Source organism: Ferrimonas lipolytica, from assembly GCF_012295575.1.
In the GTDB taxonomy this organism is placed as follows: Bacteria; Pseudomonadota; Gammaproteobacteria; order Enterobacterales; family Shewanellaceae; genus Ferrimonas; species Ferrimonas lipolytica.
Map to the genome: position 1 here is coordinate 859,484 of NZ_CP051180.1, position 13,539 is coordinate 873,022.

Annotated in this window: 13 protein-coding genes; 9 read left to right on the forward strand and 4 right to left on the reverse strand. The window is 47.4% G+C overall.

The window, feature by feature from the left end; genetic code table 11:
- Positions 1 to 391: 391 nt before the first annotated feature.
- From HER31_RS04070 to HER31_RS04105, 8 genes are all read left to right on the forward strand, one after another.
- Positions 392 to 1,324 (forward strand): YeiH family protein, encoded by a 933-nt coding sequence (locus HER31_RS04070; protein WP_238786887.1) that lies wholly within the window; start codon positions 392 to 394, stop codon positions 1,322 to 1,324.
- A gap of 313 nt (positions 1,325 to 1,637) precedes the next feature.
- A complete protein-coding gene (locus HER31_RS04075) occupies positions 1,638 to 2,000 on the forward strand; it encodes a hypothetical protein (protein WP_168659399.1) in 363 nt (120 codons plus the stop codon).
- A 156-nt stretch (positions 2,001 to 2,156) separates the two neighbouring features.
- Positions 2,157 to 2,972 carry a phosphate ABC transporter substrate-binding protein gene (locus HER31_RS04080; protein ID WP_168659400.1) on the forward strand — a complete coding sequence of 272 codons (816 nt, stop codon included), beginning with the start codon at positions 2,157 to 2,159 and terminating at the stop codon, positions 2,970 to 2,972.
- Positions 2,973 to 3,037: 65 nt separating this feature from the next.
- Positions 3,038 to 3,952, forward strand: a complete 915-nt coding sequence (gene pstC, locus HER31_RS04085; protein WP_168659401.1) for a phosphate ABC transporter permease subunit PstC — start codon at positions 3,038 to 3,040, stop codon at positions 3,950 to 3,952.
- The gene (pstA, locus tag HER31_RS04090) at positions 3,952 to 4,797 is read left to right on the forward strand and encodes a phosphate ABC transporter permease PstA (RefSeq protein ID WP_168659402.1); all 846 of its coding nucleotides are present in this window, start codon (positions 3,952 to 3,954) and stop codon (positions 4,795 to 4,797) included. The genes pstC and pstA overlap by 1 nt, the downstream gene beginning before the upstream one ends.
- A 24-nt stretch (positions 4,798 to 4,821) precedes the next feature.
- Positions 4,822 to 5,571, forward strand: coding sequence for a phosphate ABC transporter ATP-binding protein PstB (pstB, locus tag HER31_RS04095; protein ID WP_168659403.1), 750 nt, complete (start codon positions 4,822 to 4,824; stop codon positions 5,569 to 5,571).
- Between the two features lie 131 nt (positions 5,572 to 5,702).
- Complete coding sequence (locus tag HER31_RS04100) at positions 5,703 to 6,032, forward strand: TM2 domain-containing protein (RefSeq protein WP_168659404.1); 330 nt, start codon at positions 5,703 to 5,705, stop codon at positions 6,030 to 6,032.
- Between the two features lie 183 nt (positions 6,033 to 6,215).
- Complete coding sequence (locus HER31_RS04105) at positions 6,216 to 6,848, forward strand: YchE family NAAT transporter (protein ID WP_168659405.1); 633 nt, start codon at positions 6,216 to 6,218, stop codon at positions 6,846 to 6,848.
- Positions 6,849 to 6,893: 45 nt separating this feature from the next.
- Here HER31_RS04105 and HER31_RS04110 read toward each other — a convergent pair whose 3' ends face one another.
- From HER31_RS04110 to HER31_RS04120, 3 genes are all read right to left on the reverse strand, one after another.
- Positions 6,894 to 7,118: a hypothetical protein gene (locus HER31_RS04110; protein WP_168659406.1), complete on the reverse strand. Its 225-nt coding sequence runs from the start codon at positions 7,116 to 7,118 to the stop codon at positions 6,894 to 6,896.
- A gap of 133 nt (positions 7,119 to 7,251) precedes the next feature.
- Positions 7,252 to 8,601 (reverse strand): DUF4397 domain-containing protein, encoded by a 1,350-nt coding sequence (locus HER31_RS04115; RefSeq protein ID WP_168659407.1) that lies wholly within the window; start codon positions 8,599 to 8,601, stop codon positions 7,252 to 7,254.
- 530 nt (positions 8,602 to 9,131) lie between these two features.
- Positions 9,132 to 9,509, reverse strand: a complete 378-nt coding sequence (locus HER31_RS04120) for a MoaF N-terminal domain-containing protein (protein WP_168659408.1) — start codon at positions 9,507 to 9,509, stop codon at positions 9,132 to 9,134.
- 439 nt (positions 9,510 to 9,948) lie between these two features.
- On the opposite strand from HER31_RS04120, the gene HER31_RS04125 reads away from it, so the two are divergent.
- On the forward strand, positions 9,949 to 11,979 hold the full coding sequence (locus HER31_RS04125) for a bifunctional metallophosphatase/5'-nucleotidase (protein ID WP_168659409.1): 2,031 nt from the start codon (positions 9,949 to 9,951) through the stop codon (positions 11,977 to 11,979).
- A 177-nt stretch (positions 11,980 to 12,156) separates the two neighbouring features.
- On the opposite strand, the gene HER31_RS04130 is transcribed toward HER31_RS04125, so the two are convergent.
- Positions 12,157 to 13,494, reverse strand: coding sequence for an anti-phage deoxyguanosine triphosphatase (locus HER31_RS04130; RefSeq protein ID WP_168659410.1), 1,338 nt, complete (start codon positions 13,492 to 13,494; stop codon positions 12,157 to 12,159).
- Positions 13,495 to 13,539: the final 45 nt, after the last annotated feature.

Consider the following 13,539-nt stretch of genomic DNA (forward strand, 5'->3'; position numbering starts at 1 on the left):
TTGGTTAGAACTCTGAGTTCGGCATCGCCGCAGGCGCTCATCTATTCCAAGCGCTTTTGGTGCAACTCTGAGCAACAGGTTAAGCCCAACATGGGGGACGTTGCGCTCGATGACTAACTCACCTACCAGCTACACCGCCTGACTGTAGCTAATGTGGTAATCGCTTACTTTTTGTTTCTTCTGGGCTATGCTAGCAGCCAGGGTGCAGTTAAACCTTGTGCAAAAGGGTTTATAACAAGAGTTACCATTATGTCGAGTGTTGGCAGTGAAGTGTTGTGGCAGGCTGGTATGAATTAAAGTCATTTGAGACGTTTTTTGCTAGCTGGTCGGCGTTTTTGAAGGCGTGGTGGCGATATAATTTCGCTATTGTCATTTCATATTGGTACCTGCCGTGTTTGCTAAAGTGATTCAGCGTCCAACCGATTGGGCTTTTTGGTTGATTGCAGTCATCTGTCTATTGCCAATGATCAATTCGCCAATGGCATTGATGTTTGGTTTAGTACTGGCTACGGCAGGTTGGGTGCCACATGGGGTTTCGATTAGTGCTTTGGCTAAAAAACTGTTGGGCTGGTCGATCATCGGTCTGGGTTTCGGTATTCACTTAGAACAAGCGATTCAAGTCAGTGCCGCCAGTATCGGCTTGGTATTAACTACCATCTTCGGCACATTGTTTATCGGCACTATGATCGGGCGCTGGTTAAAGGTAGAGAAGAAGACCGGTCACTTGATTGCTGCCGGTACCGCAATCTGTGGTGGTAGTGCTATTGCAGCGGTTGCCCCAGCGATTAATGCCAAAGACAATCAAACTTCTGTGGCGTTAGCCACCATCTTCGTCCTTAACTCCATTGCGCTGTTTATCTTCCCCGTGATCGGCCATTGGTTCGAACTGTCGCAAACTCAGTTTGGGTTATGGGCTGCTATTGCCATTCACGATACCTCGTCAGTTGTTGGTGCTGCCGGTGCCTATGGCGACGAAGCGTTAATGACGGCAACAACGGTGAAGTTGGCGCGAGCGTTGTGGATTATTCCGGTGGCAATGATCAGCTCGATGATGTTTAAAGCGAAGGGCGCAGGGATGAAGATCCCAACATTTATCCTGTTCTACGTAGCTGCAATGCTATTTGCTTGGGCAGTACCTGCGGGCGAAGTGATTTACCAAGCCATTTTCCAAGTGAGTAAGCAGGTAATGGTACTGTGTTTATTCTTGATTGGAGCAGGCATTACGCTGAAAAAATTGAAAGAAGCAGGCAAGCAACCGTTGATTCAGGGGGTAATGCTGTGGGTTATAATCAGCTCAACCTCGCTCGCTTACATTCTTTCTTGATTACGACGTAGCAAATAGCCGAGCACAAAACTGAACAACAGCAGTTCTATTAATGCCAAGGTTAATCCACTGGTAAGAAGGGCTGCTGTTACACCTATTGGTAGTGCTAGAAGTAGTGGGTGCATTTGGGGTCAGTCCTTGTGGTTATCTGCCCCTATATGGTGGCGTTGCATCGACGCGCTCTCAACATCAGTTGGCTATAAGGCATCACTGTTTGTGCTAAGCCGTGCAGTGAGCAAAGTTGAGTTAAGGCTCGCAACTTCCGTACACAAGTTCGTTATAATGACGGTTCGTTTACCCTGAAGAATTGTTCATGTTTACCAAACTGTTAATCACCATTGCCGTTATTGCCGCTATGTTCTGGCTGGGCAAACGTAAAGCTAAGCCTGTAAAAGAAGCCGATCCGTTGCCGGCGTCTCCAGCCAGTGTCGTGCTGCAGAAGCTGGCACCTGTTTTCGCTATTGTTGCATTAATGTTGGCCACTACATGGTTTGGCTATAACTGGTGGCATAACCAACAGGTAATGGAAGTTACAGTGACCTCCTCATTGGGTGAGATTTCGATTTATCATGTCAAAAGAGCCGATGTTAACGGCCGAAGATTAGTTACGGTTGATGGATTTCAAATAGAATTGAGTCAGTTAGACCGAGTTGAGGTTGTCTCTCTATCAAATTGAAAACATTTAAATTGCTGTTTTTAATCGATTTTATTTTCAATGGTTGCAACTGAAACATAACCGGCACACTACTGAAATGTTTTTGTAATATTGGTTTGGCTTAATGCCGTTGCGCCTCCCAAAGAGGAGGTAAAACAAAGACATTAAGGTAATCCCATGAAAAAGTTTGCTGCTTGCGCATTGGCGCTCGCTTCTGTTTTTACTGTTAACACCGCAATTGCTAAAGAAACTATTACCGTTTCTGGTTCAACCTCTGTTACTGGTGTAATGGAAGTGTTAGCTGAGACTTACAGCAACAAAACTGGCATCAGTGTTGAAGTTCAAGGTACTGGCTCCTCTGCTGGTATTAAGGCTGCTAATGAAGGCACCTCAATGTTGGGGATGTCGTCGCGTAACGTTAAAGACACCGAAAAACGTGACGGTTTGACTGAAACGGTCATTGCTCGTGACGGTATCGCTATTGCAGTTAATAATAAAAACTCTCTTAAGAAACTAACCACCGAACAGATCGCTGCTATCTACAAAGGCGAAGTCACCAACTGGAAAGAGGTTGGCGGTGAGCCGGGCCCTATCGTTGTTGTTACTCGCGATACCGCTTCAGGTACCCGTGGTGCATTCGAATCTATTTTGAAACTTAAGCGCAAAGTTAACGGCATGAAAGTAAGTGCTATTACTCCTCGTGCCCAAGTTGGTAATGGTAATGGCATGGTGAAAACCATGGTTGCTAACAACCCATATGCCATTGGTTATATCTCGCTGGGGTCTGTTGATAGCTCTTTGCGTGCACTGAACGTGAATGGTTCAGAGGCCACGGTTGCCGCTATCCAAGCCGGTGAGTACCCAATCGCTCGTCCATTCATACTGCTAGCAGATCAAAACGCGCCCAAGAACGCGAAAGATTTCACCTCATGGATTCTGTCTTCAGAAGGGCAGCAGATTGTAGCTAAGAAAGGCTACGTCGCTCTTAAATAATAAGTTTTCGGGTAGAACTGGCTCCTGCGGGAGCCAGTTTTTGCTGTTAGATAGGATGTTTGATTATGTCGATTGCCCAACATAGCGCTGAATCAGTTGTGATGAGAGACGCTTTAGCTAGCTCTAAGAAAAATGAATATATTGAGCAGCTTTTTCATGGCCTGTTTCTGCTAAGTGCTTTTATTGGTGTGGCGTCGGTTACTGTTATCGGTTTTTTCCTAATTAAAGAGAGTATTCCAGTGCTTGGTTTTACCAGCATTGACGAAATCTTGTTTGGAACCGAATGGTTACCACCTGCGTTGTATGGCATTGCGCCGATGATCGTCGGTACTTTGATGTCGACCGCAGTAGCAATTGCTATTGGTGTTCCAATTGGTTTGTTGACCGCGGTATTCCTAGCGGAGATCGCACCTGACGCTCTGGCTAAGTTGATGCGCCCAGCGGTTGAGTTGCTGGCGGGGATCCCTTCAGTGGTGTACGGCTTCTTTGGATTGGTGGTTATCGTACCGTTGATTGAACAAGTCTTTGAGGTACCTTCTGGTGCAACGGTTCTAGCGGGATCTGTGGTGTTGGCAGTGATGATTCTACCAACGGTTATTGCAGTGTCTGAAACGTCGATTCGTGCCTTACCAAGTCAGTACAAAGAGGGATCGTTGGCCCTTGGCGCATCCAAGATTTACACCATCTTTAATGTGCTTATCCCCGCCGCTCGCTCAGGCATTCTTACCGGTATTATCTTAGGTATCGCCCGCGCTATTGGCGAAACGATGGCGATCATTATGGTGATGGGTAATGCCCCTGCAATGCCAGAAGGTATCTTAGAATCGGCTCGGTCGCTGACCGCTAACATCGCGTTGGAGATGTCATACGCTACCGGTGTTCACGCCAGTGCGTTATACGCCACCGGTGTAGTGCTGTTGATATTTGTAATGATGCTTAATGGCAGCTTGATGTTCCTTAACCGTAAGAGAATCAAATAATGTTAAGTCGAGATAACAGCGATCGGGTGATGACCGGCCTTATTTGGGGCTCTGCGCTATTTACTATCTGTTTCCTAGCGTGGATCTTGTTTTATATCGTCAGTAATGGTCTGGCGTTTGTAGATTGGAACTTTATCACTGATATCTACACCAGAACCGGCACTGAAGAGGGGATCTGGCCGATGATCGTAGCAACCGTTTATATGGTGCTACTGTCGATTTTGATTGCTGCGCCTATCGGCATCATGACCGCAATTTACTTAACCGAATACGCTAAGCCGGGAAGTAAGCTGGTGGCATTGATCCGCTTCTGTACCGAGTCGTTAGCGGGGATCCCATCGATCATCTATGGCCTGTTTGGATTGACCTTCTTCGTTGGGGTACTTGGATTGGGGTTCTCTATCCTCGCGGGTGCACTGACTCTGGCAATCCTTATTTTACCGGTGATCATCCGCACCACTGAAGAAGCGATCATCGCAGTACCGCTCTCGTATCGCGAAGGCTCTTATGGTCTTGGTGCTTCACGTCTTTATACCGTGGTTCGAATTATCTTACCGGCAGCAATGCCAGGGATAGTGACCTCACTGATATTGTCGATTGGCCGAATTATTGGCGAATCCGCCCCGGTTTATCTGACCGCGGGTATGGTTGCTGCGATTCCTGGGTCTGTTTTTGACTCCGGCCGTACCTTGACCGTGCACCTTTACATGCTTACCACCGAGCTTTACACCCAGCACGACTGGGACATGGCATTTGCAACGGCAACTGTACTGATTGTGCTGGTGTTGATGATCAACATCGTAACCAAATTAATATCGAGCCGCTTTAGCAAGGCTTCCCACTGATTCGAGCGGTAACGGACGAATAATATGAACACTTTTGAAATTGAAAACCTTAACCTGTATTACGGCGAAAACCATGCATTGAAAAATATCAATGTCGCTATCCCGCACAAGCAGGTAACCGCATTTATTGGCCCGTCAGGTTGCGGTAAGTCCACGCTGTTGCGTACTTTCAATCGGATGAATGATTTGATTGCTGGTGTAAAAATCAATGGCAGCGTTAAGCTAGATGGTGTTGATATCTACGGTGACATTGACGCACGTAAACTGCGTATGCGTTGCGGTATGGTGTTTCAGAAAGCGAACCCGTTCCCGATGAGCATCTACGAGAACGTTGCCTATGGGCAAAAGGCTCAGGGGGTTAAAGATAAAAAGGTACTGGATAACGTTGTTGAGGAAGCTTTGCGTAGCGCGGCATTATGGGACGAGGTAAAAGACCGTTTACATACCCCGGCATTTGGTCTGTCTGGCGGCCAGCAACAACGTCTTTGTATCGCCCGTACCGTCGCAATGAAGCCAGACGTTATTTTGATGGATGAACCGACGTCGGCACTGGATCCTATCGCTACCAAGAAGATTGAAGATTTAATGGATGATCTTCGTAAAGACTTTACTGTGGTTATCGTTACTCACTCGATGGCACAGGCGCGCCGAATTGCAGACAAAACGGCGTTCTTCTTGATGGGTGAGTTGGTAGAGCATGGCGATACCAAGCAGATCTTTAACCAGCCGGCGGATAGCCGCACTCACGGCTACATAACTGGTGACTTTGGTTAACCTTGAGTTAACGTAAAAACGGCGCTGCGGCGCCGTTTTTTGATCGTTAAATAAAGTTGTGACGTTGATCCGCGATTTCAGCGTACAGCTGTACCTATAATGCGATTACTACCTAATTTGATGAAAAGAAAATGTCTCGCCTAACTTGCCCTCATTGTAATCACTCAACCCTCGATCACTTGGCGCTATGCCAACATTGTAAAACGGCGTTGCACTTAGAGGCACTGGCTGGCGTTGATCCCCATGTAAGGGTTCGTAGCCAGTACCTTGCACAGCGTTACAGTATGATTTTAGGTACCTTTGGGGTGCATAAGTTTTACCTCGGTGAACCGCTACGCGGCAGCTTATATCTAGCGTTCAGCTGGACCTTGGTGCCAACGGTATTAGGCATTATTGACAGCATTAAGATGGCAAAAATGGACTCAGAGCAGTTTGAGCAACGATGGTGTGCTCACTCGTAGGATGTTTAGCTACATTTAGCGTCGAGCTAGCGGCAGCAAAGCGAGTGATGGGGCGGTTGATAACCAAATTAGCTTTGCTAATGTAAATTGCGATATGGAACCAAATTTTTCATTGGTTTCGAACTATCTTTTCCCCTACAGTATGCGCGATTTTAACCACTCCCTATTTCGAGACGCTGCCTTGTGGATCTGACACTCTATTTACAGTTTTTTTTGGGGTTGATTGCGATTATCAACCCCATCGGTCTTCTACCGGTTTTTGTGACCTTAACCAGTCACCAAAGTGAAGAAGAACGCCGTCGTACTGGTACCATCGCCAACTTCGCTGTGGTGGTGATCCTAATCGTCACGCTGCTTATTGGGCAGCATATCTTAGATATGTTCAGCATCTCTATCCCCGCATTCCGTATTGCTGGTGGTACGCTGATTATGTTTATCGCGATGTCGATGCTGCAGGGTAAGCTGGGTGAGGTAAAACACAACAAGGCGGAAGACCGAGAATCGGCCACCAAAGATTCGGTGGCGGTGGTGCCGCTAGCCTTACCATTGATGGCTGGCCCAGGTGCGATCAGTTCGGTGTTGGTATTCTCAGCCCAATACAGCGAGCCGGTTGAAACCGTCGGTATGACCATTTGTTTGGTGATCTTTGGTTTATTGAGTGGCGCGATTTTCCGCTTAGCGCCAGTGATTTTTAAGGTGTTGGGGCATACCGGAATTAACGTAATCACCCGTATTATGGGGTTGCTGATGTTGTCTATCGGTATTGAAGTGATTGCCGCAGGCTTGAAGGGTTTGTTCCCTATCCTGACCCATTAATCGGTTCCGATGGTTAAAAAAACCGGCGCTATTGGCGCCGGTTTTTTATTGCGTAGTCATCAATATGTTGTGAGCTACTGGCGCCATCAGCATAGTGATAATAATGGCGATACAGGCAAACTGAACCCAGTTGTCTTGAATCGACTCCTTCATATCTTCACGCTGCTGTGTCGATATATCAGTGTTTTTAGCTACCTCTAGATAGCGGTAACACCAATATAGGTTGCCAGATAAAAAGATGGCAAAGACAATCAATAAACGCGTTTCCATACTCGCTCCATTCATAGCCTTGTTATAGCGAGTCTATATCATTGTAAAATCATTGTGGTGATACCTCCGCCAGTGGAAACAAAAACCTCATATCGGCTAACGGAGGTGAGTGGTGTTATCAGCACTCCTTGCCTCAATTTCGTGGTAATACGATTACGCCCAATGGCAAGCCACCACCGATTTCATCTCGCGCTACCGCCGTTACCACATCACCAGCGGCTAACGAAAGCAGCAGTGGACCAATAGCGGCGCTTTGGGTGCCAGTAGGAGTAACGGTGACGTAGTAATCACCTGGATTTAAGGCGACGCGCCCAGTTTCTTGGCCAATAGCAACATCGGTGAACGCTGGACTTTCATCGCTGATGTCAGCGTCTACCCCTACGTAGATATCGACATTGCCGGCACTTGGGGAGGCGTGCAGTAATCTCAGTCCCGCTTCGGTAGCTATCGAACGACGCATATCAGTAACAACCAAAGGGGCGATATCAGCAACGTTATTGATTGCCAACACTGTATACGCAACATCTTTAGTAAGGGTTACATCGGCATCGATAACATAGGTGCCGACCGCGGCTGTTGGCTCAACTTGAACGGTGTAATCTCCTTGTGGCACATTCAAGTAGTCGCTAAAAGCAGTGTAGGGAACATCGGTTAACACGGTGGCGCCATTGGCCAGAACGTTAACTGCTGGGGCATCAGGTGATGCGTGCACGACCCGCAGTTCCGACCCAGCATTGGTGTCGCTAATAACCGTTGTGCCGTCATTGCTCCAGGCGATGAGAGCAACAGGAGAAATACCAGTGAGGGTGTTATTAACGGCGGCAAGCAGCAGATCGGTTCCAGTCTCCAGCGGTAGGGTTCCGCTGTCGTACACCACATCTTTAGTGCTCGCGAGAGTGATTCGTACTTGATAATCGCCTGCCGCTACTTCGATTAAGCCGCTGTAGTCCCCAAAGGCGACATTACTGAGGGTGGCATCGACTGCCGTGATGTCGGCATTGGGCTGGGTAACATAGATATCGACCGCAGGTGCGGCGGAACTGGCGTGCAATACCTGCAAGCGAATGTTACCAGCACCAAATTCACTCTTGCTGCGCTCTAAAATGAGCGGTGCCAAACTGCCATCTGCGACGTTACCCAGTGCCACCACCGAGTATTCGCTGTCGGCGCTAAAATCCAGTTGTGCAGGGCCGATAACCGTAGTGGTGGTGCTATCGGCAAGTATCGCGTCAACGCTGATGGAATGGGTGCCAGCAGGCAGCATCAAGAAGCCTGAACCAGCAAGGTAATCGACATCAGCTAATGCTTCTGCTCCATCAACGGCAACGTTGACCTTAGGAGCATCCGATGACGCATGCAATACACGAATATAGCTGTTTTCGGCTGCCGATATGGCACTGTCGTTGTCGTCATCACTGTCGCTGCATGCTACTAACGCGACGCTGGCCAATATGAGCAGCAGATATTGCTTGAGCTGGATCATTGTTTCTCTCCGTAGACTGGTAATAGAGCCATCAAACGGAGACTAAATCGGTTTAGATCACTGCCACGGGTGATTTTATCCGAGCCAACAATCGCCAACTGATTATCGAGCAATCGAAACAACTATTAGTTAATGTCGCAGTAGGTCATTTAATTAGGCTGTGTACCAACTCAGTGTTGTTGTTCCAATACTGTTAAAGCTCAGGCTAGGCGAGTTTTGATACAAGCGGAAAGCACTACCGCCGTTGATCTTCTGCCGCACTGTAGCAGTTCAGCGAAGCGTTTTGGACTGCCACCTAAGCAGAGGGTATTGCATAAGGGGGCGGAGCTCCCCCTCAAATGCATACAAGAATGTGTCGTCGCTACCGCGACATAACTCCTTAAGAGTACTGCAATCGGTAGAGCCGAAGGCTTGATATAAACCTCAACAGTTAACAGTGACACAGCCTTAATTAACGGCGTTATATAGGCTAAGTTTAGTATCAGATATTCTATAATATAAAGCGGTAACAATATAATACTGTTTACTTGTTATTTATTGATAAGTTTCCCTTTATGAAAGAACGTATGTTCGCCTCCAAATAACGCACTGCCGTGAATTATGTTTTTAGTTGGATCAATTAGTACGGTGACAAAGTCGTTGTTATCTTGCTCATACCAGGCAATTAGATACTGTCCATAGTCGGTCCTTGTCGCTTGGTATGGGTAGCTTCCTTGCCACTCTATATGTTTATCATGATTACGGTAGCTGAGCTTTTCAGCTGTAAACTTGAGTGAATAAGTGTGTCCTTCAGAGTATTCATAGGTTATCACTTCACCGGCTAGCTCAGCGGTTAGAAAGTTTGAATTATCAGCTTGCGCTAAAGTACTTAAAGACAGCAGCAAAGAGTATGCAAATATATTTTTCATTAGGATTTTTCAAGTTTAGGGTTAATTATCAATGAAATTAATATTATTGATATTGATTTTTTTATAAGTGATTAATATCACATTCATTAATTTTTTAGTTTAGAGATATTATATTTGCAAGCGATATTTAATTTCCTAAATATGTAGGTTGATTTTAAAACAAAGGTGCTGTTACCCTTAGATACGCTGAAACTCACGCCGTTAAAAAACCTCACGCCAGTTAACTTTTTAGGTTTTATTTTATCAATGTAGCAACATTAAAGTGGGGGCGATTGCAGTCGATTGCTGAGCTAGCTGCAAGTCGGTAAAGCATTGCTAGAGTGCAAATTTGGGCTGCAAGGCGTCGCCCCATGCAACACAAAAATCCAATCAATCTTTAATCAAATTGTCTTTTTTGTTCCATAACCTGCCTGCGTAAACTTACTTTAAGGAATAAAAAGTGAAACGTAGTCTTGTTACTTTAGGTGTTATTGTTGCACTAGCTGGTTGTGATTCAGATAACCACAATGTAGTTACTTCTGATTTTACCTTACAGCTCCTTCATGTTGCAGATATGGATGGCTCCAATGCAACGGTTCTCGAAAACGCCAGTAATATGTCGGCACTGGTTGAAGGTTTCACTTCTCAACATGCTAACAACACGTTATTCCTAAGCTCGGGTGATAACTATATCCCAGGCTCGCGTTATGATGCTGCGGCGGATGAGTCAATGGTAAATGTCGATACCATTGGTGTTCCAGGTGTTGCTCGCGCAGATATCGCCATGCTTAACGCCATGGGCTTACAAGCATCAGCGGTAGGCAATCATGATCTCGATGGTGGTTCAGCTGAGTTTGCCAGCATTATTAACACACAATCTGCTAGCAGCTGTGACGCTAACATAAGCTGCAGCGCTGACTATATCGGTGCGCAGTTCCCTTATTTGAGTGCCAACATGGACTTTGCAACCGATGAGAATACGATTGCTCTGGTTGCTACTGCTGGACAAAGTGCGGCTAACTTAGCCAATAAATTAACCGCTAGTACGGTTATTACTGTAGATGGTGAGCATATTGGTATTGTCGGTATTACTACCCCAACTAACGATGACATTACCACTGTTGATGATATTGCCGTTTACCCACTAAACGATGATATTGGTGAGTTAGCTGCAATTGTCCAGAGCGAGGTTAATGCACTTACTGCAACAGGGATTAATAAGATCATTGCGCTTGCGCATATGCAGTCTATTACCTACGAGAAACAATTAGCTGAATTACTTCGCGATGTCGACATTATTGTTGCTGGTGGTTCCAATACCCTGCTCGCAAATGATGACGACCGACTATGGGCGGGGGACACTGCAGCCGGTAGTTATCCGATCATCAAACAAGATGCCGATGGTAATGACGTCGCCATTGTTAACGTTGATGCAGACTATAAGTACCTTGGGCGATTGGTTGTTGATTTTGACAGTGATGGCAAGCTACTGGTCGACAGCATTTCAGCGGCAGATAGTGGCCCTGTCATCACCGATGGTCAAATGGTCGATGCCACTGAAGGAGCAACTCCAAACTCAGATGTTATTGCTCTAGTCGATTCCATTAATGAGGTCCTGATTGAGAGTGAGTCTAACGTTGTTGGCCACACAGATGTCTTTCTTAACGGCACACGCAGCTATGTGCGAACCGAAGAGACTAATCTAGGTAACCTATCGGCCGACGCAAACCTTTGGTATGCACAGTTGCACGACGCGAGTGTGGTTATCTCACTTAAAAACGGTGGTGGTATCCGGGCTGATATTGGTTACTCAGCCTTTCCTGCAGGCTCAACTGATCCGGACGACCTAACCTACTACCCACCGGCGGCCTACCCAGCAGCGCAGAAGGCCGAAGGTGACATATCGCAATACGACGTGCAGACCGCACTGGCCTTTAACAACGGCCTTTCTGTCTTTGATTTAACTGGCGAACAATTGTGGGATATTCTTGAGTCTGGTGTCGCTGGAGTCGAGAATATCTCTGGTGGTTTTCACCATGTTGCAGGTCTGTGCTTTAGCTACGATGGTACCAAAACGGCGCGTCAATCGGATCCTGAAAGCGGTGCCGTTACCGTTGCCGGCGAGCGAGTTCAACAAATCATTGTTGATACTGATAGCGATGGGAATTGTGATAAAAATAGTGACGACATGGTAATGGCGGGTGGTACGCTGCAGTTGCCGGACGCCACCTACCGCACCGTGTCGCTTGATTACCTAGCATCGGGAGCGCCTTATCCATGCGCTGGCGATGACTGCGACAACCAAGTGCAGTTAGGCGACGAGATGACCACCGATCCACAAGCAAGCAACTTTGCCGCAACCGGTAGCGAACAGGACGCTTTGGCTGAGTTCCTGCAGGCGTTTTATGCTGATAGCGATTCGGCCTACAACAGCAGCGATAGTGTTGATGGTGGTGAAGCGGATGCCCGCGTGATCCGCCTAGACAAGTGATTGAGTCAACATAGATGAGCTAAAGCCGTAGGAGCGTTGTTCGGTTAGCTGCTCAAACAGTAAGGGCGCCTGTATGGCGCCCTTACTCGTTATAAGAAACTGGCTCGCTTTGCTCCTCGCTAATCATTCAGATTTAGCCTGTGTAATGCCCGCAGTGGTTGGAGGGTAGAGGTTTATTTACTCTCGATTACGGATCTCGCTGTAGCTGAAGCGACCAGCGAATAGGTCGTCATGCAATCGCGCGGCAAACTCATCGGTCATGCCACTGAGGTAATCACTCAACACGCGGTAGCCGCTGCCGTCATTTTGTTGGGCTTGGCGCCATTTCTGCTGGGTTCCGCTGGGGAGAAGTCGCTCCGGCTCGCTGGCAAAGGCACTAAATAGCGCCATTACTATATGTTGCCCTTTAAACTCTAAGCGCTGTACTTCTGGCAGACGGATAACGTTCCTAAAGACAAACTGTTTCAGTAATGATAGTAGCGCGTGATGCTGTCGAGGAAGCACCGCATTGTAGCTCAGCAAAGGTTCGGCAAACTGTTGGTTTTGCTGCACTGATATGGCGGTGACAAAGCCATTGACCAAGGCGCCGATGGCTTTTTTGCGTCGAAAGTTGTCTGGTGAGAACAGTTGCTTGGTTAAATCGTTGAACTGCTCGGCAGAGTAGGGGCTATCAGCTTGGCTCAATGGTTCCACAACCTGTTGTTGCCATTGAGCTTGGGTGATAATGCCCAACACGATCGAATCCTCTAAATCATGCACTGAGTAGGCGATGTCGTCAGCCAATTCCATGATCGAACAATCTAAAGACTTGAAGCCACAACGGCCGTGCTCTTCTGCCCGAGGTTGCTGTTTTAATGTTGCAAACAATGAGCGATCGCTACTTGATAGCGGCGCCAGTACCCACGACAAAATATCGTTATCTTGATCAAATATACACTTCGGTGGGTGCCAGCTATCGGCATTGAGAAAACCACCGACGCTAATGTCGTTAGGCAGCTGGCGCTGTACCACATCGCTGTATCTAACCGGATATTTGAGCACACCCAGCAGAGTCCGACGGGTTAGATTCATACCGTGGTGTTCGGTATAGGGCTCAAGGGTGGCCAGAATACGAAAGGTTTGGCCATTGCCTTCAAAGCCACCGTGCTGACGCATCATATAGTTGAGTGCGACTTCACCACCATGGCCGAACGGCGGGTGGCCAATGTCGTGGGCCAAACACAACGCTTCTATCAGCTGGTCGTCAAACAGAAATGCCAACTTGGGGTAGTGGTGCCGAAGCTGAGCATTGATGCCACTGCCGATCTGGGCTGATTCAATCGAATGGGTTAACCGGGTGCGGTAAAAGTCGTTCAGACCGATGCCAAGTACTTGGGTTTTTGATTGCAGCCGACGGAATGCGGCGCTGTGCAGCACTCGTGCCTTATCGCGTTGAAAGCGTGAGCGTTGATCCTGTTGGGTGGTGGAATTGCCACTAAGGCGTCGTTGTAGCCACTGGCTGCTAATTTCGGTCATTGCTGGTTCCAGATCAAGCGGTTAACTTCAGTCTGAACCAGCGAC

Coding starts and splice junctions, on each gene's coding strand:
- HER31_RS04075 (WP_168659399.1), top strand. CDS start 1,638: ATGTTTACCAAACTGTTAATCACCATTGCCGTTATTGCCGCTATGTTC.
- HER31_RS04080 (WP_168659400.1), top strand. CDS start 2,157: ATGAAAAAGTTTGCTGCTTGCGCATTGGCGCTCGCTTCTGTTTTTACT.
- pstC (WP_168659401.1), top strand. CDS start 3,038: ATGTCGATTGCCCAACATAGCGCTGAATCAGTTGTGATGAGAGACGCT.
- pstA (WP_168659402.1), top strand. CDS start 3,952: ATGTTAAGTCGAGATAACAGCGATCGGGTGATGACCGGCCTTATTTGG.
- pstB (WP_168659403.1), top strand. CDS start 4,822: ATGAACACTTTTGAAATTGAAAACCTTAACCTGTATTACGGCGAAAAC.
- HER31_RS04100 (WP_168659404.1), top strand. CDS start 5,703: ATGTCTCGCCTAACTTGCCCTCATTGTAATCACTCAACCCTCGATCAC.
- HER31_RS04110 (WP_168659406.1), bottom strand. CDS start 7,118: ATGGAAACGCGTTTATTGATTGTCTTTGCCATCTTTTTATCTGGCAAC.
- HER31_RS04115 (WP_168659407.1), bottom strand. CDS start 8,601: ATGATCCAGCTCAAGCAATATCTGCTGCTCATATTGGCCAGCGTCGCG.
- HER31_RS04120 (WP_168659408.1), bottom strand. CDS start 9,509: ATGAAAAATATATTTGCATACTCTTTGCTGCTGTCTTTAAGTACTTTA.
- HER31_RS04130 (WP_168659410.1), bottom strand. CDS start 13,494: ATGACCGAAATTAGCAGCCAGTGGCTACAACGACGCCTTAGTGGCAAT.